Consider the following 21,338-nt stretch of genomic DNA (forward strand, 5'->3'; position numbering starts at 1 on the left):
TTGGATTGTGTGCCGCCATGTTCGACTCATCAAACGCCGATCTGCTGCTTCGCCAGCATGCCGCGACGGCCGCGGCCATCTCCACCCTGTTCTATCCCCATGCCGAGGTCGTGCTGCACGATCTCGAAACGGGGCTGATTGCCGGCATCTGGAATGCTTTTTCCGGCCGCAAGGCGGGCATGGACTCGCTCGTCGAAAACGCACTGGAGGCGGCGGGGGAGGCAGGCATTTACGGCCCCTATGAAAAGACCGGCGAGGACGGTCGGCGGCTGAAATCGGTGACTGCCGTGCTGAAGGACGACCACGACCAGGCGCTCGGCCTGCTCTGCATCAACATGGATGTCTCGCATTTCGAGGCGGCGGCCAGGCTGCTCGCCGCCTTCACCGGTGTTGCGGCACCACGGCCGCCATCGCTTTTTGCCGGTGACTGGCGGGAGGAAATCAACACTGCGCTGCACGATTGGCTGCGTACCCGTGGCCTGGCGCTGACGGCTCTCAGGAAAGGTGATCGGGTGGCGCTCGTTGCCGCCCTCGACGAACGCGGTCTGTTCCAGACGCGCAACGCCGTCGACCACCTGGCTTCCCTCATCGGCGCCTCGCGCGCCTCGATCTACAATTATCTCGCCGATGCCCGGCGCCAGAACCAGAAGGACAGGCCATCGTGAGCACGCTTCCGGATTTCCGTCTCGAAACCCATTTTTCGCGCTGGGAGTTCAAGGCGCGGCACCACATGACGGCGAGCGATGCCGAGACCATGACCATGTCCGATCTTCTGGCCCTTGCCGGCCCGGAGGATCGCGAAGCCTGGGAGCGCGTCTCGCTCGGTTACACGGAGACCTGGGGCGCGCCGGCGCTGCGCGAAACCATCGCCTCGACCTATGACACGCTCTCCGGCGCCGATATCCTGACCTTTGCCGGCGCGGAGGAGGGGCTGTATTGCGCTATGCTGGCTTTGCTTGCGCCGGGCGATCATGCCATCGTCACCGTGCCGAACTATCAGTCGATGGAAACCATGCCGGTCACCATCACCGGCAATGTCACGGGGATCGCGCTTCGCCCGGAGAATCGCTGGCAACTCGATCTCGATGATGTGCGAGCAGCCCTTCGGCCGGAAACCAAGCTCATCGCCGTCAATTTCCCGAACAACCCGACCGGTGCTATCGCCGATAAGGAGACCTTCCGCGGCCTCGTCGATCTCTGCGCCGAACGCGGCATCCATCTGTTCTCCGACGAAGTCTATCGCGGGCTGGAGATCGACGGCGCCAAACGCCTGCCGCAGGCGGCCGACCTGTTTGACAGAGGCATCTCCCTCAACGTGATGTCCAAGGCCTACGGCCTGCCGGGCCTGCGCATCGGCTGGATCGCCAGCCGCGACCACGCGCTGCTCGAACGCATGGAGAAGATGAAGCACTATCTCTCCATCTGCAACGCACGCCCTTCGGAGGTGCTGGCAGGCATCGCGTTCAAGGCGCGCGAGACAATTTTTGTCCGCAATCGTGCACTTTGCGCGGAGAACCTGGCAAAGTTGGGTGCATTCTTCGCCGCCTATCCGCTTCTCTATGAATGGGTCGAGCCGGACGGCGGCTGCGTCGCTTTCCCACGTTATCTGGGCAGGGACGGCGTGGAAGAACATTGCCGCCGGCTGGTGGAGGAGAGGGGCGTTCTCCTGCTGCCCTCCAGCCTTTACGTTTCAGATCTGCTACCGGTACCGAAAGATCGGTTCCGCGTGGGTTTCGGCCGCCGTAACATCGATGCCGGGCTCGCGGCATGGCGAGGCTATCTCTCCTGAACGGCTCTCGACGATCCTGACGAGATGCCGCAAAGTGGGCTGCACCGGTTGCTATCTGGTGCGGAGGGGGAGCGATGACGACGCCTGCGATACCGGTCCTGGTGGCCGAGGCGTTTGCGCGTTATCCGGAGCCTGTCCGAGCGCGGCTGTTCGTCATCCGCGCCATGATCTTTGCGGTTGCGGTGGAGACGGACGGTGTCGGCCCGCTCACCGAGACGCTTAAGTGGGGCGAGCCTGCCTATCTCACCGAGCAAAGCCGGTCGGGCACGACTATCCGGCTCGGCATGTCGCGGCTGGCACCAAATTGCGGCGCGGTGTTCTTCAACTGCCAGACCACGCTCGTCGCGACCTTTCGCGAACATTTTGACGGCGCGTTCGATTTCGAGGGCAGCCGGGCGATCCTGATCCCGACCGATGCCCCGCTGGCGGAAGAGCCGTTGGCTTTCTGCCTGCATGCGGCACTGACCTATCACCGGCGGAAAAACCCGCCTTACGGCATATGAAAAGGGCGCCCATCGGGCGCCCTGAACAGTCGATATGTGTTGGTGGGCAATCAGCCGCGGCGGCGGCTGCTGCGTTCGCGGGTCGGCTGGGCAGCGCTTTCGTCGGCGGTCTTGTTGCGCAGCGGGCCGATCTTTTCGATGATTTCGGCAAGGGCCGGGCGTTCGCGCGGCTCGTGTGCATCGAGTGCCACGCGCATGGCGGCAAGGTGCTCGCAGGACGTGCCGCAGCAGCCGCCGATGATGCGGGCGCCGGCATCGCGGGCAAGGCGGGCATATTCGGCCATCAGCGGCGGCGTGCCGGAATAGTAGATTTCCGAGCCGCGAAATTCCGGAATGCCGCAATTGCCCTTGACGACGACGGTGGCGGACGGGTCGGCGCCGGTGATGTCGAGCAGCGAGGAGAGAATGTCGGACGCGCCGACGCCGCAGTTTGCGCCCACCGCGAGCGGGCCGGCGCCGATATCGCCGGCGACAGCGTGCATGTCCCGCGGATGCAGGCCCATCATGGTCTTGCCGGCCGTATCGAACGAGCCGGTATAGACGAAGGGCATGCCGACCTTGGTGGCGGCTTCCGCAGCCGCACGGATTTCCTCCGGCGACGACATGGTTTCGATCCAGGCGACGTCCGCGCCGCCGGCCTTGAGGCCCTCGATCTGCTCGGCGAAGGCGGCGACGGCTTCGTCATAGGTCAGTGCGCCGAGCGGGATGAGCAACTCGCCCGTCGGGCCGACGGAGCCGGCGACGATGACCTTGCGTTCGGCCTTGTCGGCGACAGCGCGGGCGATCTCGGCGGCCACCTTGTTCAGCTCGTGAACGCGGTCCTGGGCGTGATGCAGCTTCAGGCGATGACGGGTGCCGCCGAAGGTGTTGGTGAGGATGATGTCCGCGCCGGCATCGACGAAATCCTGGTGCAGCTTGGTGATGTTTTCGGGCTTGGCTTCGTTCCACAATTCCGGCGCTTCGCCTGCCTCCAGGCCCATGGCGAAGAGCGAGGTCCCGGTTGCACCATCGGCAAGCAGGAAGGGCTTTTCGGCAAGAAGCTCGGCAAGCGGGTTCGTCGCGGTCATGGAGGTATCCTTCTGTTTGTCACATCATATAAAGATTTCTTTATGTGATTGCAACGCTGCTTTGGCGGCAAATGAAAAGGGCGCCCCAAAGGGCGCCCTCGTTACATGGTCTGGGCGGCTGTCAGGCAGCCTTTGCCTCGTGGCTTGTCGGCGTCACCATGCTGGAGATGATGGCGCTCAAGCTGATCGCGCCGACCGGCTTGCCCGTCTCGTCCACGACATGGGCGAGCGTCTGGTTCACCGAGGTCATGGCGCGAGCGGCCACTTCCAGCACGGTGCCCTTGACGATCGGCATGCCTTCCGGATTGCCGGAGAGCGGCGCCATGATCGTCTCGACATTGACGACGCGGCCGCGGTTCACTTCCTTGACGAAGGCCGTGATGTATTCGTCCGCCGGGTTCAGCACGATTTCCTGGCCGGTGCCCTGCTGCACGACCATGCCGTCGCGCAGGATGGCGATCTTGTCGCCGAGGCGGAGCGCCTCGTCGAGATCGTGCGTGATGAAGACGACGGTCTTCTTGAGTTCCTTCTGGAGATCGAGAAGCACGGTCTGCATGTCGACGCGGATCAGCGGATCGAGCGCCGAATAGGCTTCGTCCATCAGCAGGATGTCGGCATCGTTGGTCAGCGCCCGGGCGAGGCCGACGCGCTGCTGCATGCCGCCCGAAAGCTGGTTCGGATAGTGGTTCTCGAAGCCGGAAAGGCCGACGCGGGCGATCCACTGCCTTGCGCGCTTTTCCCGATCTTCTTGGCCAACGCCCTGGATTTCCAGGCCGTAGACGGTGTTTTCCAGAACCGTGCGGTGCGGCAGCAGCGCGAATTTCTGAAACACCATCGCCGTCTTGTGGCGGCGGAATTCCCGCAGGTCGTTCTCGTTCATCTTGCAGACGTCGACGCCGTCATAGAGCACTTCGCCCGCAGTCGGGTCGATCAGCCGGTTGATATGGCGGATCAGCGTCGATTTGCCTGAACCGGAGAGGCCCATCACCACCATGATGCCGCCGGCTGGCATCGAGATGTTGATATCGCGAAGGCCGAGAACGTGGCCGTATTTCTCGTTCAGCTCCGCCTTGCCGAGGCCCTTCTTGACTGCATCGACATAGTCGCCGCCGCGGGGTCCGAAGATCTTGTAGAGATTGCGGACCTCGATTGCATGACTAACCATGAATTACCTCCGAATGCTTCTGCAGCCGTCTGCCGTAGGCCTGGCTTGTACGGTCGAAAATGATGGCGATGGCCACGAGCGCGAACCCGTTAAGGAACCCGACCGTGAAGAACTGGTTGTTGATGGCCTGCAGCACGTTTTTGCCGAGACCACCGACGCCGACCATCGAGGCGACGACGACCATGGCGAGTGACATCATGATGGTCTGGTTGATACCGGCCATGATGGTGGGCAGCGCCAACGGCATCTGCACGTTCTTGAGCTTCTGCCAGCCGGAGGAACCGAAGGCGTCGGCTGCTTCCAGCACTTCCTTGTCGACGAGCCGGATACCGAGATTGGTGAGGCGGATCATCGGCGGCACGGCGTAGATGACGACTGCGATAAGCCCCGGCACCTTGCCGATACCGAAGATCATGACGACGGGGATGAGATAGACGAAGCTCGGCATCGTCTGCATCACGTCGAGGATCGGGTTGATGATGCCCTGGACGCGATCAGAGCGTGCCATCACAATGCCAATCGGGATGCCGACGATGATCGCGATCATGGTACAGACCGTCACCATGGCCAGCGTCACCATCGTGTCGGTCCACAGGCCCAGAAGGCCGATGGCGAACATGGAGAGCGCAGTGCCGATGGTGATCTTGATGTTGCGGCTGCCGTAGTAGACGATCGCCACCATGATGATCAGGATGATCGGCCAAGGTGAACTGACGAACAGCCGCTCGAGATAGTTCAGGAACCACTGCAATGGCTGCACCATTGCATCGATAATGTTCACATACTCTCTGACGAGGCCCTTGAAACCATCGTCGATGACTTTTCGTGCGCCGCGGACGCTGGCGTCACTGAAGGCCGGAAACTTGCATAGAAAGCCTGGCAACAATTCGCATATGCCTGCCATCCTTTTCCCCTCTTTCTACCGGAAGTTATTGTTCCGCATCGCAATGAAACGAGTTTGCAATTGCGAACGGAACGGCGCGCACAGGGATATTCTTGTTCTGGTTCCCGGCTTGCAGCCCGTATTCGCACGAACTGCTGCTTGATACTGTGCTGTTTGCGACCTCTGCCGTTTCTTGATGCGCGTCAGGCCTGTGCCTGCGTGCTTTGTATGAGGTCGCCATAAGGGCCGGCAGCCGGGGAAGGCTGCCGGCGATCGGTGTGTCAGAGGGCGGCCTTGACCTTCTCTGCGACATCCGGGGCGACCCACTTGGTCCACATGTCCGGATAGTTTTCCAGGAAGTACTTTGCTGCGTCCTCGTTGGTGCCCTGGTTGTCGGTCATCCAGGCGAGAACCTTGCCGACCGTGCCGTTGTCCCACTGGCGGGTCTTCATGTAGTCCATGGCGACGCCGGCCTTTTCGGAGAAAGACTTGGTCACGACGGTGAAGACGTCCGAGGTCGGATAGGAGTTGACCTTCGGATCCGGGCAGTCCGGCACGGCGGTGCAGGCATCCCAGTCGGCCTTGTTGTGCTCGACGCCGAAGGACAGGCGCGTCATCTCGTACTTGCCGAGGATGGCGGTCGGTGCCCAGTAGTAGCCGAGCCAGCCGGCCTTCTTCTCGAAGGCGTTGGCGATCGAGCCATCGAGGCCCGCGGCCGATCCCGTGTCGACGAGCGTGAAGTTCATGTCGTCGGCCTTGAGCGCCTTGTAGAGGTTGGCGGTCGAGACCTGGCAGTTCCAGCCCGACGGGCAATTGTGCACAGCGCCCTTGGAGGCGTCTTCCGGTGCGGGGAAGAGGTCCGGATGTTTCAGTGCATCCTGCACTGTCTTGATGTCCGGATGTGCGTCGGCGAAGAATTTTGGAACCCACCAGCCTTCGACGCCGCCTTCCGAGAGGAGGGGGGCGAGCTGGATCAGGCGGCCTTCGCCAATGGCCGCGTCAAGCGGCGTGCGCACGGCGTTCACCCACATTTCGGGCGCGACGTCCGGCTCGCCCTTTTCGTTCATGGAGGTGAAGGTCGGCATGGTGTCGCCGGTCACCAGCGTGACGGTGCAGCCATAGCCGTTTTCGAGGATGAGTTTGTCGACATACGCGGCAACGCCGGCAGAGGCCCAGTTCATTTCGGCAATCGAGACTTCACCGCAGTCTGCCGCCTGGGCAGAACCGGCAAAGCCATAAAGGCCGGCAGCGAGGATAGTGGAAGCAAGGAGCTTCTTCATGGATTAAGACCTCCCAGTCTTAGATGCAGCGATCAACCCGGAAGGCAGCGCAGGTTACTGCGTTGTCCCGTCTGCCCGAAAGTTTACGGCAGCCATGAGGATTCGATGCCAGGTGAGGCGAGCCAATCCCCCTGCTGCAACGACGCCGAGCCTTTTTCTGATCCGCCGGCGGAACCCTGTCACCGGCGATGTGTCTTCGTGCGTCACAGGAAGCAGCCTACGGGTTCTCATTGAGAAATCAACCTCCTGCGCGGCAATAGGCGGCAAGTGGCCCTTCGATGGACGGGCGAAATGCTGGAAACCCGGCAACCATACGGTGGAAATTTTGGGCGTTTGCTCGCTTGAGGGCAAATGTCCGTGCGGCCGGTTGAGCGAGGAGAGGGGATGGTCGCTGAAAGCGGACACATCCTGTTTTGAATGCGCCGCTTTTGCCGCCAAAAGTTTTTTCTGAAATTTTTCAAAAAAAATCGCGATTCATCTTTGTTTAAGGTCCCGATAACGGTCCGGTAAGGATGTGCCGCTATTGGTTTTGTCACGGCGGGGGACACCGCCGCCCGCTCCGGAAAGGTATTGCGTACCGGAGTGCCTGGGTTCCGATGTGTATTGTCGGAAACCGCCATGCGTATTTTGGCAAGCCGTGTATCACCGAAAGGGATGCACGGCTTTCGCCGTTTCAGGCCCATGGAACAGCAATAAAAAACGCCGCCTCCCGGAGAGAGGCGACGCTGCATGCGAGCGGACCTGACGTCGCGCTCGAAAGTCAGCCGACGGAGCGCGTACGGATGAAGCCCAGCGGGCCGAGCGGCGCGTCCATGACGACGTTGCGCACGCGGGACTGGTTCTGCGGGGCTACGCCGTTCCAGGCGATCTGTACGAAGTTCGGCTTGCTGAAGATGAACAGCATTGTCTTTGTCCTTGAAACCCGAAGCCACATGCCCCGGCTGTTTGATGAGGTGGATATAGGCGTGCCCGAGGGGAAAGTCACGATCGTTCACGGCGCAGAATGTCGCAAAATGAATAGCAAATCTGCCATGCCTGCATTGCATGGCGCGCTGTTGCGAAAATGCACCTGCCGGCAGCGTCAGATTGGGGCGGAATTGCGGTAAATCAGGGCTTTTCGGCGGCAACCGGGAATGCTAGTTGGGGCACATGACAAGAACGATCATGCTCCAGGGCACCGGCTCGGATGTCGGAAAAACGGTATTGGTGGCAGGGCTCTGCCGTATCGCCGCAAATCGCGGATTGAAGGTCCGTCCCTTCAAGCCGCAGAACATGTCGAACAACGCTGCCGTCTCGGCCGATGGCGGCGAAATCGGCCGGGCGCAGTGGCTGCAATCGCTCGCCGCCCGTGTGCCATCCTCCGTGCACATGAATCCCGTGCTGCTGAAGCCGCAATCCGATGTCGGTAGCCAGATTATCGTGCAGGGCAAGGTGTTCGGGCAGGCGAAGGGGCGGGACTACCAGGCACTGAAACCCAAGCTGATGAGCGCCGTGCTGGAAAGTTTCGAGACGATCTCGGCGGGTGCCGATCTCGTCGTCGTCGAGGGCGCGGGCTCGCCGGCGGAAATCAATCTCCGCGCAGGGGACATCGCCAATATGGGGTTTGCGACGCGCGCCGACGTGCCCGTCGTGCTCGTTGGCGACATCGATCGTGGCGGCGTGATTGCCTCGCTCGTCGGCACCCATGCCATCCTGCCGGACGAAGACTGCCGCATGGTCACCGGCTACATCATCAACAAGTTTCGCGGTGACGTCTCGCTGTTCGACAGCGGGATCACGGAGATTGGCCGCTTTACCGGCTGGCCATGTTTCGGTGTCGTGCCCTGGCTGAAACAGGCGGCGCGCCTGCCGGCGGAAGATTCCGTCGTGCTGGAGCGGCTTGCCAAGGGGGGCGAGGGCGCGCTGAAAGTGGCGGTGCCTGTCCTGCCGCGCATCGCCAATTTCGATGATCTGGATCCGCTCGAGGCCGAGCCGCAGGTGGACCTTGTCTTCGTGCGCCCCGGGGAGCGCATTCCAAACGATGCCGGTTTGGTCGTCCTGCCGGGATCGAAATCCACCATCGCGGATCTGCGCGATTTCCGGGCAGCGGGCTGGGACAAGGATCTCGCCCAGCATATGCGCCGCGGCGGCCGCGTCATCGGCATTTGCGGCGGCTATCAGATGCTGGGCCACCGCGTCACGGACCCGCTCGGCATCGAGGGGAACGAGCGGGAGGTTGAAGGCCTTGGCCTGCTCGCGGTCGAAACGGAGATGGCGCCGGAAAAGACCGTGCGCAACAGCACGGCGCACTCCCTGCAATATGATGTGCCGTTGGATGGCTACGAAATTCATCTCGGCAAGACCACGGGGCCGGATACGATGCGTCCCTCCGTCAGCATCGACGGGCGTGCTGATGGTGCCGTTTCGGCCGATGGCCGGGTGATGGGCACCTACCTGCACGGCCTTCTGTCCAGTGACGCCTACCGGGCAAAGCTGCTTGCCGATTTCGGCATCGAGGGCGGCGGTTTCGATTATCGAAAGAGCGTCGACGAGGCGCTGGATGGTGTCGCGGCGGAACTGGAGGCTGTTCTCGATCCGGTCTGGCTCGATGGCCTTTTGGGCGTCGCTGATTAAACTGCCCTTCTGAAACGTACAGCCATCGGGTTCCTTCGCCACCGGTCTGCCGCACCAAAGTTGCGCCAGAATTCGGTGCGAGGAGTGACGGAAATCCGCCCGGTCATCGGGCTTTAAGCCTTTGCGCGCTCCGAAAGGGTGAGACATATGGGTTCTGGACCTCTCGCACGATCCGTTCTGGTGAGATGCGGCCTTGCAAGCCTCGTCGGGCTGTCGCTTTGCGGCCTGCCGGTGGTCGCCTTTGCCCAGACGACGGGCAAGGAAGCGACGAGTGCGGGAAAACGCTGGGAGGAGGAATTCGCCCTCTGGCAGAAGGTTTCCGGCGGCAGCGACGTCACGCAGTACGAAGGCTACCTGAAGACATATCCGAACGGCACCTTCGCCTCGATGGCGCGCCTGCGCATTGCCGAATTGCAGGCCAGCACCAAGGCCAAGCCGGTAACCGGGAGCTCCGAGCAGGCCGGTGCCAAGGCGAAGGCGGACGAGGCTGCGGCTGCCGAAAAGGCGAAGGCCGAGGAAGCCGAACGTGCAGCCGCCGACGCCAAAAAGGCTGAAGAGGATGCCCAGAAAGCTGCGGAAGCGGAAAAGGCCAAGGTCGATGCGGAAGCGGCACGCCTGAAGGCCGAGGCCGAGGCGAAGCAGGCCGAAGAGGAAGCCCGGAAGGTCGCCGAAGCGGAAAAGGCGAAAGCCGATGCGGAAGCAGCACGCCTGAAGGCGGAGGCCGAGGCGAAGCAGGCCGAAGAGGAAGCCCGCAAGGTTGCCGAAGCGGAGAAGGCGAAAGCCGATGCGGAAGCGGCACGCCTGAAGGCCGAGGCTGAAGCGAAACAGGCCGAAGAGGAAGCGCGTAAGGTCGCCGAAGCGGAGAAAGCAAAGGCTGATGCGGAAGCGGCACGCCTGAAGGCCGAGGCCGAAGCGAAGCAGGCCGAAGAGGAAGCGCGCAAGGTCGCCGAGGCGGAAAAGGCCAAGGCCGAGGCGGAAGCAGCGCGCTTGCAGGCGGAAGCTGAGGCGAAGAAGGCGGAAGAAGAAGCCGTTGCCCGCCAGCTCGCCGAGGAAAAGGCGGCTGCGGAGGAGAAGGCACGGGTGGAGGCTGCCGCTGCTGAGAAGGCACGCGCCGAAGAGGCTGCCCGCCTGAAGGCCGAAGCGGATGAGAGGGAAGCCGCCGCCCGCAAACTCGCCGATGAAAAGTCTGCCGAGGCCGAGCGTCTGAAGGCAGAGGCGGAGGCTGCGGCTGACAAGGCCAAGACGGAAGAGGCTGCCCGGCTGAAGGCTGAGGCTGCGCGTGCGAAAGCCGAAGAGGCTGCCGCTGCGGAAAAGGCGCGTGCCGAAGAGGAGGCCGCCGCCCGTCGCGAGGCCGATGCCAAGCGTGTCGAGGTTGAGAAGGTGGCTGCTGCCGAAAAGGCGCGGATCGAAGAAGAGGCCGCTGCTGCCCGCAAGCTTGCGGAAGAGAAGGCGGCCGAAGTGGAGAAACTGAAGGCCGAAGCCGCCAAGGCTGCGGCGGATGCCGAGGCGAAGGCCACCGAAGCAGCCCGCCTTGCCGACGAGGCGGAAAAACGCGCCGAAGAGGCTGCGGCCGCAAAGAAGCAGGTTGAGGCTGAAGACGCCGTAGCTGCGGCCCGCAAAAATGAAGCGCAGGGTGCCGAGACGAAGGACCGGGGCCTCGCCGTGGAACAGGCCGATGCGGCGAAGCGCGAGGAGGAAACCTTCCGGAAAGCCGTGCTCGACGGTTCGGCAGATGCTTTCCGCGACTATCTCAGGGCATATCCGAATGGCCGGTTCCTCGCGGATGCCCGCGAACGGCTTTCGACGCTTGCCGATGCCGCGCGCCAGGAAACACAGGAAACCAAGCCGAAGCAGGAGACGGCGACCACGGAAACCGAGCGCAAGATTGTCGAGGAGCCGGTCATCGATTCGCGCGAAGCCTATATGGAGCGCTCGACCCGTGTGCAGGCGCAGCGCTGGTTGAGCGTTCTGGGCTTCAATACCTATGGCGCGGACGGCGTGTTCGGTCCGCGTACCCGCTCGGCGATCGCGTCATGGCAGGGCACGTCCGGCTATCGCGCTGACGGCTACCTGTCGCGTGCGCAGTTTCGTGAACTCCGGCAGGCCGCGCAATATGCTCAGGCTCGTCAGAATCGCCAGCGCCAGCAGCGCCAATATCAGCAGCGTCAGTATCAGCAGGACTATGACGTGCTGGAAGGCCCGGTCGATGGCTACTATGAGCGCTATAATGGCGACGACGGCTATTACAACAATGGCGGTGGCATGGTGATCATCCCCGGCTATTGAGTTTGCGACGACCGGACGGCGGTTTCAGCACAGGTGATGCCGCTGCCGGTCGATTGACTTCACGGGACGGGAAGCATAATCATCCGCAGTATTGGATGGTTCCCGGATCCGGAAACGGATCGGGGAGTAAATGGGAATGTGACGCGGTGGACCCAATTAGGGCGCTGCAATCACGGCCGACCCCGCGACTGTAGAGTGGCGAGGAACGTTCATCCGGTGGGAGGGATTTGTGTGGAATGAGGCAATCGTGCTTCGCGCCACACCGAGAAAACCAACCGGAAAAGCCACTGGGTGGCATTGCGATAAGCAAAGGCTCGGACGCCTCTTTTTCTACGAATCGTCCACCTTTCGTGATGCTGATACCCGGGAAGGTGAGAGCGATCCGCAGGCGTGAAAACGCCGGACGCCACGAGCCAGGAGACCTGCCAGCCGATGAGGGCATATCGCCCGACCTGGGGAGGGGCTTCCCCAACGCCTGCACGGAGGTTGTCATGGCTGTTTCCGCTACGTCTACTGTTACCCTTTCCGCAAACGACCGCCTTGTCGCGGGCGTTTTCGCATTGCTGCTCGGTGCCTTCCTCGTTTTCAGCGCCGGCCTGGCCAATTCGGCCGTGCTGCACGATACGGCGCACGACACCCGTCACTCCTACGGCTTTCCCTGCCACTAAGGAGTTTTTGACATGATCGTTCGTTATCTCCTGGCCGCCCTGGTGGCCGGGCTGTTCTCTGGCGTGCTGATGACAGCCGCCCAGGAGGCGCGAGTCGTGCCGCTCATTCTTCACGCAGAAGAATTCGAAGGCGGCGCCGAAGAAACCGCACCGGCAACCGACGGCACGACACCCACCACGGGTGGTGCCGCCACGACGCAGGAGCATTCCTCGCTCGGCGCTGCCATTCTGGACGTCGCGTCGTACCTGTCGCCGGTTTCCGTCGCCTATGCCCATGAGGGCGAGGAGCACGAGGAAGGCGGCATCATGTTCGGCATGAGCCGTTTCTCCGGCACACTTTTGGCCAACCTCGTCACCGGCACCGGTTTTGCGCTTCTGCTGGCGGGCTTCAGCCTGGTTTCAGGACACCCGATCACCGTTGCGAATGGTGCGCTTTGGGGTGCCGCCGGCTGGCTTGCGGTGCATATGCTGCCCGCCATTGGCCTGCCGCCGGAACTTCCGGGTTTCCCGGCCGCGGATCTCGGTCAGCGCCAGACCTGGTGGATTGCGACCGTCCTGCTCTCGGCCGGGGGGCTCTATCTCCTGTTCCTGAAGCAGGGCATCGTCGCCAAGATCGCCGGTATCGTGCTTATCGCGGCGCCGCAGGTCTACGGCGCGCCGCAGCCGAGCGACATTTCCAGCAACGTTCCGGCTGTTCTCGGTGCCGAGTTCGCGGTTGCGGCACTCGCCACGACGCTGTTCTTCTGGATCGTGCTCGGTCTCGCGTTGGGCTTTGCCAACGAGAAAGTCGCCAAGGCTGCCTGATATGACGCAAAAATCGCCCGGGGCCGTCCTGGTTCTGGGCGGTGCGCGTTCCGGAAAATCCGCTTTTGCCGAAAGGCTGGTCGCCGAGACCGGCCTTTCGCGTCACTATATCGCCACCGGCCGCGCCTGGGATGATGAGATGCGGGAGCGCATCGCCAGACACCGGGAAGATCGCGGAAAGGGGTGGGAAACCCACGAAGAGCCGCTTGCACTCGCCGCGCGCATAAAAGATGTGGCGCGTGAGGATCGGGCGGTGCTCATCGATTGCCTGACGCTTTGGGTCACCAACCTGATGCTGGAGGAACGCGACATCGCCGCCGAATTTGCCGGCCTCATCGAGGCCATCGCGGCGGCGCCGGGTCAACTGGTCTTCGTGTCGAATGAGGTCGGTCTCGGCATCGTACCGGAAAACCGCATGGCGCGTGACTTCCGCGACCATGCCGGGCGGCTGCACCAGCTGGTCGCCGCCCTCGTGCCAAATGTTTATTTCGTTGCGGCCGGACTGCCGCTGAAAATGAAGGGTTGAGCCTATGCTGCAACAGAAAATCCCCGCCACCGTCATCACCGGCTTCCTTGGTGCCGGCAAGACGACGCTGATCCGCAACCTGCTGCAGAATGCCGGCGGAAAACGCATCGCGCTGATCATCAACGAGTTCGGCGATCTCGGCGTCGATGGCGACGTGCTGAAGGGCTGCGGCGCGGAAGCCTGCACCGAGGACGACATCATCGAACTCACCAATGGCTGCATCTGCTGCACCGTCGCCGATGATTTCATCCCGACCATGACGAAGCTGCTGGAGCGCGAAAACCGCCCGGACCATATCGTCATCGAGACGTCTGGCCTCGCTTTGCCGCAGCCGCTCATCGCCGCCTTCAACTGGCCGGAAATCAAGACGCAGGTGACGGTCGATGGCGTCATCACAGTGGTCGACAGCGCTGCCGTCGCCGCCGGCCGCTTTGCCGATGACCATGACAAGGTCGATGCGCTGCGTGTCGAGGACGACAACCTCGACCACGAAAGCCCGCTGGAAGAGCTGTTCGAAGACCAGTTGACCGCCGCCGACCTGATCATCCTCAACAAGACGGACCTGATCGATGCCGCCGGCCTTCAGGCCGTGCGTGACGAGGTCACCTCCCGTATCGCCCGCAAACCCACGATGATCGAGGCGAAGAACGGTGAAGTCGCCGCCGCCGTGCTGCTCGGCCTCGGCGTCGGCACGGAAGACGATATCGCCAACCGCAAGTCGCACCACGAACTGGAACATGAGAACGGCGAGGAGCACGACCACGACGAATTCGATAGTTTCGTCGTGGAACTCGGCGCCATCGCCGATCCGGCCGCCTTCACCGAGCGCCTCAAGGGCGTGATCGGCGAACACGACGTGCTACGCGTCAAGGGTTTTGCCGACGTGCCCGGCAAGCCGCTACGCCTGCTCATCCAGGCCGTCGGCAGCCGCATCGATACCTATTTCGAGCGCGCCTGGAGCCCGAGCGAAACCCGCGGCACGCGCCTCGTCGTCATCGGCCTGCACGACATGGACGAGCAAGCCGTGCGCGCCGCCATCGCTGCGGCGGTGTGATTTCGGCATGAGCATGCGTCGATACCCCCCTCTGGCCTGCCGGCCATCTCCCCCACAAGGAGGGAGATCGGCGAAGGGCGAGGCCTGTGCTCGATCAGCATCGTCAGGAATGGGTAAGGCTTCGCGCCATCTGATCTCCCCCCTTGTGGGGGAGATGTCACGAAGTGACAGAGGGGGGTATTCCCTTGTCGCCGCGGTACGCCAGCAAACAGGAGGCGCCGCATGCATCTCCTGCTAGCCCAGAAAGGCACCATCGCCGACGGTAAGGAAGCAATCGACCTAGGCCAGACACCGGGCGATATCCTTTTTCTCTCCGCCGCCGATACCGAACTCGCCTCCATCGCCGCCGCCCACCGGGCGCGTAGTACCGAGACGCGGTTGCGCCTTGCCAGCCTCGCGGCGCTCTCGCATCCGATGTCGGTCGATACCTATATCGAGCGCACGGCCCGTCACGCCAAGCTCATCGTTATCCGTGCCCTCGGCGGCGCCAGCTATTTCCGTTATGTGCTGGAAGCGTTGCTGGCGACGGCGGTTGCCAATGGCATCAAGCTCGTAGCGCTGCCCGGCGACGATCGGCCGGATGAGGGGCTGGCTCCCTTCAATCGCATCGATGACGGGGATCGTCAGAGCCTCTGGACCTATCTGAACGAGGGCGGAGCCGACAATGCGGAGCGCTTCCTCGCCTATGCGGATGCACTGGTCTTCGGCAGAGAGACGCCGGAACCGGCGATGCCGCTGGAAAAGGCTGGCATCTGGTGGCCGGGGAAGGGTGTCGTTGATCTGAAAACGTGGCGAGCGCTGTCCGGAAATGTTGCGATCCCTGCAGGGCTCGAACCCCCGACCGCAGCCATCAGCTTCTACCGCGCGTATGTCCAAAGTGGCGAAACCCGCCCCGTGGAAATGCTGATCGAAGCGCTTGCCGCCGAGGGCGTTCGCGCTTTGCCGATCTTCGTCTCCAGCCTGAAAGAGCCCGTTTCCATGGAAACGGTGCGTGCGGCCTTTGCCGACATTCGGCCCGAGGTCGTGCTGAATGCCACGAGCTTTGCAGTCTCTGCGCCGGGCGCAGGCCGGAAACCCACCGTGCTTGACGAGACGGGCGCGCCTGTCCTGCAAGCGATTTTTTCCGGCTCGTCGCGCGAGGCGTGGGAGGCATCGGGGCAGGGGCTGACGGCGCGGGATCTCGGCATGAACGTTTCGCTGCCGGAGGTGGATGGCCGGGTGCTGTCCCGCGCCGTCTCCTTCAAGGCGGCGGCGCGCTACGACGAGCGCGTCGAGACGAACATCGTCAGCCTCGATCCGGTCGAGGACCGCATCCGCTTCGTCGCAAAACTTGCCGCCGGCTGGGCGCGGCTGCGGCGCGCGATGCCGGCTGACCGCCGCATCGCGATCGTCATGGCGAATTACCCGAACCGTGACGGTCGTCTCGGCAACGGCGTTGGCCTCGACACGCCGGCCGGCACGATTGAAGTGCTGCGTGCCATGGCAGCGGAGGGCTACGCGGTGGCCGACCTGCCGGCCGATGGTGATGCGCTGATCGCGCATCTAATGGCCGGGCCGACCAATGCGGCAAACGACGGTCGTGAAATCCGCGAAACACTTTCCCTGAATCATTACAAAGTGTTCTTCGCCGGGCTTCCCAAGTCGATTCAAGCCGAGATGACAGCCCGCTGGGGTGCGCCGGAAGAAGATCCGTTCGTCACGGGCGACGTATTCGCGCTGCCGCTTGCCCGCTTCGGCGAGACGCTCGTCGGCATCCAGCCGGCGCGTGGCTACAATATCGATCCGAAGGACACCTACCATTCGTCGGATCTCGTGCCGCCGCACGGTTATCTCGCCTTCTACGCCTTCGTGAGGCAGCATTACGGTGCCCATGCCATCGTTCACATGGGCAAACACGGCAATCTCGAATGGCTGCCGGGCAAGGCGCTGGCGCTTTCCGAAGCGTGTTATCCCGAAGCCGTGCTAGGCCCCGTGCCGCATCTCTACCCCTTCATCGTCAATGATCCGGGCGAAGGCACGCAGGCGAAACGCCGCTCTGCCGCCGTCATCATCGACCACCTGACGCCGCCGCTGACGCGGGCCGATACCTATGGGCCGCTGAAGGACCTGGAAGCGCTGGTCGACGAATATTACGAGGCTTCCGGCGGCGACCCGCGGCGCATCAAGCTGCTCACGAGACAAATCCTCGAACTGGTGCGCGACATCGGTCTCGATCGCGATGCCGGCATTGCCAAATCCGATGGCGAGGAGGCGGCGCTGCAGAAGCTCGACGCCTATCTCTGCGATCTTAAGGAAATGCAGATCCGCGACGGCCTGCACGTCTTCGGCGTGTCGCCGGAGGGACGGCTGCTGACCGATCTGACGGTCGCGCTCGCTCGTGTGCCGCGCGGCCTTGGCGAGGGCGGCGAGGCGAGCTTGCAGCGGGCGATTGCGGCGGATGCGTTGGCCGGGACGATGTTCGACCCGCTCGATTGTGTCGCCTCCGATCCATGGAACGGTCCGCGCCCGGAAATCCTTGCCCACCAAACCGACGCCCCGTGGCGCAGCAACGGCGATACGGTGGAGCGCATCGAACTTCTCGCAGCCCGTTTGGTGGACGGCACGCTTGCTTGTCCAGACGTCTGGCATGCCACAAGCACCGTGCTCGACGTGATCGACAGCACCATCCGTCCCGCCATTGCCGCCTGTGGTCCGGCAGAGATTGCAGCCTTGATGCGCGGCCTTGACGGGCGCTTCATCGAGCCCGGCCCTTCCGGCGCACCGACGCGTGGCCGGCCGGACGTGCTGCCGACGGGGCGTAATTTCTACTCCGTCGACAGCCGTGCCGTGCCGACGCCGGCCGCCTGGGAACTGGGCAAAAAATCCGCCGAACTGCTCGTCACCCGGTACGCGCAGGATCACGGCGAATGGCCGACATCCTTCGGCATCACGGCCTGGGGCACATCCAACATGCGCACCGGTGGCGACGACATCGCGCAGGCAATGGCGCTGATCGGCGTCAAGCCGACCTGGGACATGGCATCACGCCGTGTCACCGGCTTTGAGATCATTCCGCCGGCGGTTCTTCGCCATCCGCGCGTCGACGTGACGCTGCGCATCTCCGGCTTCTTCCGCGATGCCTTCCCCGAACAGATTGCGCTCTTCGACCGCGCCGTGCGCGCCGTCGGGGCGCTTGAGGAGGACGATTCGGACAACCCGATCGCCGCCCGTATGCGGGCCGAGGCTGCGGCGCTGGCTGCTGAAGGCGTATCCGAGGGGGATGCGATGAAGCAGGCCGGTTTCCGCATCTTCGGCGCGAAATCCGGTGGCTATGGCGCTGGTCTGCAAACCATGATGGACGAAGGCCTCTGGACCGAGCGCGGCGACCTTGCCGAAGCCTGGCTTGCCTGGGGCGCGCACGCCTATGACGGCAATGGCGACAGCGTGCCGATGCGCGAGCGGCTCGAGGCACGCATGAAGAGCCTGCAAGCCGTGGTCCAGAACCAGGACAGCCGCGAGCATGACCTGCTCGACAGCGACGAATATTACCAGTTCGAAGGCGGCATGGCCGCGGCGGTGGAGCATCTTTCCGGCCAGCAGCCCGTCATCTACCACAACGACCTGTCGCGCCCGGAAAAACCGGTGGTGCGCACGCTGGAGGACGAGATCGGCCGCGTCGTGCGTGCCCGTGTGGTCAATCCGAAATGGATCGACGGCGTCATGCGTCACGGCTACAAGGGCGCCTTCGAGATCGCCGCGACGGTGGATTTCATGTTCGCCTTCGCCGCGACCACCGGGGCCGTGAAGGATCATCACTTCGAGGCCGCCTATCAGGCCTATGTGCTGGACGAACGCGTGCGCGATTTCCTGATGCAGAAGAATCCGGCGGCACTCGCCGAAATGGCGGCGCGCTTTGCCGAGGCGATCGACCGGAAGCTCTGGACGCCCCGCTCGAATTCGGCGCGCTTTGAACTCGATATGCTAGGCGCCCGCAAGGCGTCCTGAGACGGAAGGGAAGACTGACATGACCGAGAACCACGACGAAACCGCCGGCATGACCGAAGCCGAGCTTGCCCGCCACTCGGAGAAGATGGCGAAGAAGAAGCAAGCGCGTGAGAAGATCATGGCGACGAAGACCGACGAGAAGGGCCTCGTCATCGTCCATACCGGCAAGGGCAAGGGCAAGTCGACCGCTGGCTTCGGCATGATCTTCCGCCATATCGCGCACAAGAAGCCGTGCGCCGTCGTGCAGTTCATCAAGGGCGCGATGGTGACGGGTGAGCGCGAGCTGATCGAGGCCCACTTCTCCGATATCTGCCAGTTCTACACGCTCGGCGAAGGCTTTACCTGGGAAACACAGGACCGCGCCCGGGACGTGGCGATGGCTGAAAAGGCCTGGGAGAAGGCGAAAGAACTGATCCGCGACGAGCGCAATTCCATGGTGCTGCTCGATGAGATCAACATCGCGCTGCGCTATGACTATCTCGACGTCAACGAGGTGATCGCGTTCCTGCAGGCAGAGAAGCCGCACATGACCCATGTCGTGCTGACGGGCCGCAACGCCAAGGAAGAGCTGATCGAGATTGCCGACCTTGCGACCGAGATGGAGCTTTTGAAGCACCCGTTCCGCTCGGGCATCAAGGCGCAGCAGGGCGTCGAGTACTGAACCTTACCAGCCGAGCCAGACGCGGATCGGATGGCTCGGATCGGCCATCAGCCGGATGGCAAGCGCAACAGAAGTGACGACGAGGAGCGGCTTGATGATCTTTGCGCCGCTCTTCATCGCCACGCGCGAGCCTGCCTGTGCGCCGAGGAACTGGCCGGCTCCCATGACGAGGCCAACCTTCCACAGCACGACGCCGTAGAGAATGAAGACGACGAAGGCACCAAGATTGGAGCCGAAGTTCAATAGCTTCGTATGCGCCGTCGCCTTCAGGATGCCGAAGCCTGCGAGCATGACGAAGGCGAGCATGAAGAACGAGCCGGTGCCCGGGCCGAACACGCCGTCATAAAAGCCGATCAGCGGCACGATGGTGACGGTGAACAGGAAGACGCTCATGCGGCGGTGCTTGTCGATATCGCCGATATTCGGCTTCAGCCCGAAATAGACGGCGATCGCCACCAGCAGGAAGGGCAGCACAATCTTCAGCACATCGCCGGGCACCACGGTCGCCAGCAGGGCACCGAACACCGAGCCGAACGCCGCGACTGCGGCCATCGGCAATTGTTCGCTGAGTTTAACATGGCCGGCGCGGGCATAGGCGAGTGTCGCAGAACCCGAACCGAACAACGATTGCAGTTTGTTGGTGCCCAGCGTTTCCAGTGGAGGAATGCCGGCGAGCAGCATGGCTGGAATGGTGATCATGCCGCCGCCGCCGGCGATGGAATCGATGAAGCCGGCTAGGAAGGCGGCAAGGAACAGGAAGAAAAGAACGTGAAGGGCGATGTCGGCCAAGGCGGGACTCGGAGATCGATGAGGAGATTTGGCTGACCTTCTGTCAGACTGCAGGGTGAAAAGCAAAGCCCGCGACGGCAGCGCGCGGAAAGCTCTTGTGTGATGTACGCAACGCGGATCAAACAGCAAGGCAGACGGCGTGTAGGCTGCGGCGGCGAAAGAGGTGGGCGATGACGGCAATGGGTGACGAAAAGCGATCGGCGGATATGGGCTTTGACCCTGGAATGAAGCGCAAGCTTCTCGCCGGCATCGAAGCGGGCCTCTTACGCGACCTGCATGCGGTGCTTGTCAGCCGCGGCGGAAAGCTGGTGCTGGAGCATTATCATGACGCGCCCGATGAGAGCTGGGGCATGCCGCTCGGCACCGTCGCCTTCGATGCCGGAACGCTGCACGATCTGCGCTCCGTGACGAAAAGTGTCGTCAGCCTGCTCTACGGCATCGCGCTCGATCGTGGTCTCGTCCCGCCGCCGGAGGCGCCGCTGCTGGCGCAGTTTCCGGAATATCCGGACCTTCTCGCCGACCCGGCGCGGGCGGGCATGACCATTGGCCATGCGCTGACCATGACGCTGGGTCTCGAATGGGACGAGTACCGCTCCTATGCCGATCCGCTGAACAGCGAGATCGCCATGGAGAACGCGCCGGATCGCTATCGTTTCGTGCTGGAGCAGAAGGTCGTTCACCAACCCGGCACCCGCTGGGTGTATTCCGGCGGTGCGACGGCGCTCGTCGGCGCGATCATCGAGCGCGGCACCGGCCGCCGCATCGAGGACTTTGCCCGCGAGGCCTTGTTCGAGCCGCTCGGGATCACACATTTCGAGTGGATGAGCGGTCGGGATGGAGTTGCCTCGCCTGCGTCCGGCCTCCGGCTCAGTTCGCGGGATCTCCTGCGGATCGGCCACCTCGTGCTGGATGGCGGCCTCGTGGGTGACCGGCCTATCGTTTCGCAGCGCTGGATCGAGACGTCGCTCAAGCCGTTGGTCACGACGGGCGAAGGGCTCAGCTACGGCTATTTCTGGTTTCTCGACGAAGCGCCGGTCCTTGGTACGCCGAAGCCTTGGGTTGCCGGCTTCGGCAATGGCGGCCAGCGGCTCTGGCTGATGCCGGAGCTGGGGATTGCCTGTGTCATCTATTCCGGCAGTTACAATGCATCCGATGCCTGGGTGTCGCCGACACGCATCTGGCGGGAGATCGTGCTGGCCAATCTGCGTTCGGCCTGACGCATGCCGCATCCGGCGTGCTCGGTGCCGCAAACCGGTTTGACCGGCT

19 protein-coding genes and 1 riboswitch are annotated in these 21,338 nt (G+C 63.1%); of the genes, 13 read left to right on the forward strand and 6 right to left on the reverse strand.

Annotation, left to right across the window (positions count from 1 at the left end):
- Positions 1–17 precede the first annotated feature (17 nt).
- The 3 genes from ACT6VE_RS03435 (at position 18) to ACT6VE_RS03445 (ending at position 2,292) form a co-directional block, all read left to right on the forward strand.
- The gene (locus ACT6VE_RS03435; protein WP_444797201.1) at positions 18–665 is read left to right on the forward strand and encodes a helix-turn-helix transcriptional regulator; all 648 of its coding nucleotides are present in this window, start codon (positions 18–20) and stop codon (positions 663–665) included.
- A complete protein-coding gene (locus tag ACT6VE_RS03440) occupies positions 662–1,789 on the forward strand; it encodes an aminotransferase class I/II-fold pyridoxal phosphate-dependent enzyme (protein WP_444797202.1) in 1,128 nt (375 codons plus the stop codon). Before ACT6VE_RS03435 ends, ACT6VE_RS03440 begins: the two co-directional genes overlap by 4 nt.
- 74 nt (positions 1,790–1,863) lie before the next feature.
- Positions 1,864–2,292, forward strand: a complete 429-nt coding sequence (locus ACT6VE_RS03445; protein WP_444797203.1) for a DUF1801 domain-containing protein — start codon at positions 1,864–1,866, stop codon at positions 2,290–2,292.
- Positions 2,293–2,342: 50 nt separating this feature from the next.
- On the opposite strand, the gene bmt is transcribed toward ACT6VE_RS03445, so the two are convergent.
- From bmt to ACT6VE_RS03470, 5 genes are all read right to left on the reverse strand, one after another.
- Positions 2,343–3,359 carry a betaine--homocysteine S-methyltransferase gene (gene bmt / locus ACT6VE_RS03450; protein WP_444797204.1) on the reverse strand — a complete coding sequence of 339 codons (1,017 nt, stop codon included), beginning with the start codon at positions 3,357–3,359 and terminating at the stop codon, positions 2,343–2,345.
- Between the two features lie 121 nt (positions 3,360–3,480).
- Positions 3,481–4,524: a quaternary amine ABC transporter ATP-binding protein gene (locus ACT6VE_RS03455; protein ID WP_444797205.1), complete on the reverse strand. Its 1,044-nt coding sequence runs from the start codon at positions 4,522–4,524 to the stop codon at positions 3,481–3,483.
- The gene (locus ACT6VE_RS03460) at positions 4,517–5,428 is read right to left on the reverse strand and encodes an ABC transporter permease (RefSeq protein WP_444797206.1); all 912 of its coding nucleotides are present in this window, start codon (positions 5,426–5,428) and stop codon (positions 4,517–4,519) included. The genes ACT6VE_RS03455 and ACT6VE_RS03460 overlap by 8 nt, the downstream gene beginning before the upstream one ends.
- 260 nt (positions 5,429–5,688) lie before the next feature.
- Entirely contained in the window at positions 5,689–6,687 is a 999-nt protein-coding gene (locus tag ACT6VE_RS03465) for an ABC transporter substrate-binding protein (protein WP_444797207.1), read from the reverse strand.
- 760 nt (positions 6,688–7,447) lie between these two features.
- Positions 7,448–7,591 carry a hypothetical protein gene (locus ACT6VE_RS03470; RefSeq protein WP_150129871.1) on the reverse strand — a complete coding sequence of 48 codons (144 nt, stop codon included), beginning with the start codon at positions 7,589–7,591 and terminating at the stop codon, positions 7,448–7,450.
- Between ACT6VE_RS03470 and ACT6VE_RS03475 the strand changes: the two genes are divergently transcribed.
- The 9 genes from ACT6VE_RS03475 to cobO all read left to right on the forward strand — a co-directional run bounded on the left by ACT6VE_RS03475 (position 7,581) and on the right by cobO (position 19,283).
- Positions 7,581–7,793 (forward strand): hypothetical protein, encoded by a 213-nt coding sequence (locus ACT6VE_RS03475; RefSeq protein WP_444797208.1) that lies wholly within the window; start codon positions 7,581–7,583, stop codon positions 7,791–7,793. The two genes, ACT6VE_RS03470 and ACT6VE_RS03475, sit on opposite strands and share 11 nt — an antisense overlap.
- Positions 7,794–7,836: 43 nt before the next feature.
- On the forward strand, positions 7,837–9,300 hold the full coding sequence (locus ACT6VE_RS03480; RefSeq protein ID WP_444797209.1) for a cobyric acid synthase: 1,464 nt from the start codon (positions 7,837–7,839) through the stop codon (positions 9,298–9,300).
- Positions 9,301–9,447: 147 nt separating this feature from the next.
- Positions 9,448–11,586 carry a peptidoglycan-binding domain-containing protein gene (locus ACT6VE_RS03485; protein ID WP_444797210.1) on the forward strand — a complete coding sequence of 713 codons (2,139 nt, stop codon included), beginning with the start codon at positions 9,448–9,450 and terminating at the stop codon, positions 11,584–11,586.
- Between the two features lie 79 nt (positions 11,587–11,665).
- Positions 11,666–12,030, forward strand: a riboswitch (cobalamin riboswitch).
- Positions 12,031–12,077: 47 nt separating this feature from the next.
- A complete protein-coding gene (locus ACT6VE_RS03490) occupies positions 12,078–12,254 on the forward strand; it encodes a CbtB domain-containing protein (protein WP_444797211.1) in 177 nt (58 codons plus the stop codon).
- 12 nt (positions 12,255–12,266) lie between these two features.
- Positions 12,267–13,058: a CbtA family protein gene (locus ACT6VE_RS03495; protein ID WP_444797212.1), complete on the forward strand. Its 792-nt coding sequence runs from the start codon at positions 12,267–12,269 to the stop codon at positions 13,056–13,058.
- 1 nt (position 13,059) lies between these two features.
- Positions 13,060–13,584 carry a bifunctional adenosylcobinamide kinase/adenosylcobinamide-phosphate guanylyltransferase gene (cobU, locus tag ACT6VE_RS03500; RefSeq protein WP_444797213.1) on the forward strand — a complete coding sequence of 175 codons (525 nt, stop codon included), beginning with the start codon at positions 13,060–13,062 and terminating at the stop codon, positions 13,582–13,584.
- 4 nt (positions 13,585–13,588) lie between these two features.
- Positions 13,589–14,638: a cobalamin biosynthesis protein CobW gene (cobW, locus tag ACT6VE_RS03505; RefSeq protein ID WP_444797214.1), complete on the forward strand. Its 1,050-nt coding sequence runs from the start codon at positions 13,589–13,591 to the stop codon at positions 14,636–14,638.
- A 222-nt stretch (positions 14,639–14,860) separates the two neighbouring features.
- Entirely contained in the window at positions 14,861–18,622 is a 3,762-nt protein-coding gene (gene cobN, locus ACT6VE_RS03510) for a cobaltochelatase subunit CobN (RefSeq protein ID WP_444797215.1), read from the forward strand.
- A gap of 19 nt (positions 18,623–18,641) precedes the next feature.
- Positions 18,642–19,283, forward strand: coding sequence for a cob(I)yrinic acid a,c-diamide adenosyltransferase (gene cobO / locus ACT6VE_RS03515; protein WP_069058466.1), 642 nt, complete (start codon positions 18,642–18,644; stop codon positions 19,281–19,283).
- Positions 19,284–19,286: 3 nt separating this feature from the next.
- Here the strand turns inward: cobO and ACT6VE_RS03520 are convergent, their stop codons facing one another.
- Positions 19,287–20,072 (reverse strand): TSUP family transporter, encoded by a 786-nt coding sequence (locus ACT6VE_RS03520; RefSeq protein ID WP_444797216.1) that lies wholly within the window; start codon positions 20,070–20,072, stop codon positions 19,287–19,289.
- A 170-nt stretch (positions 20,073–20,242) separates the two neighbouring features.
- Between ACT6VE_RS03520 and ACT6VE_RS03525 the strand changes: the two genes are divergently transcribed.
- Positions 20,243–21,289, forward strand: a complete 1,047-nt coding sequence (locus tag ACT6VE_RS03525; RefSeq protein ID WP_444797217.1) for a serine hydrolase domain-containing protein — start codon at positions 20,243–20,245, stop codon at positions 21,287–21,289.
- The last annotated feature ends 49 nt before the right edge of the window (positions 21,290–21,338 follow it).

The organism is Shinella sp. (assembly GCF_052438155.1).
GTDB lineage: Bacteria > Pseudomonadota > Alphaproteobacteria > Rhizobiales > Rhizobiaceae > Shinella.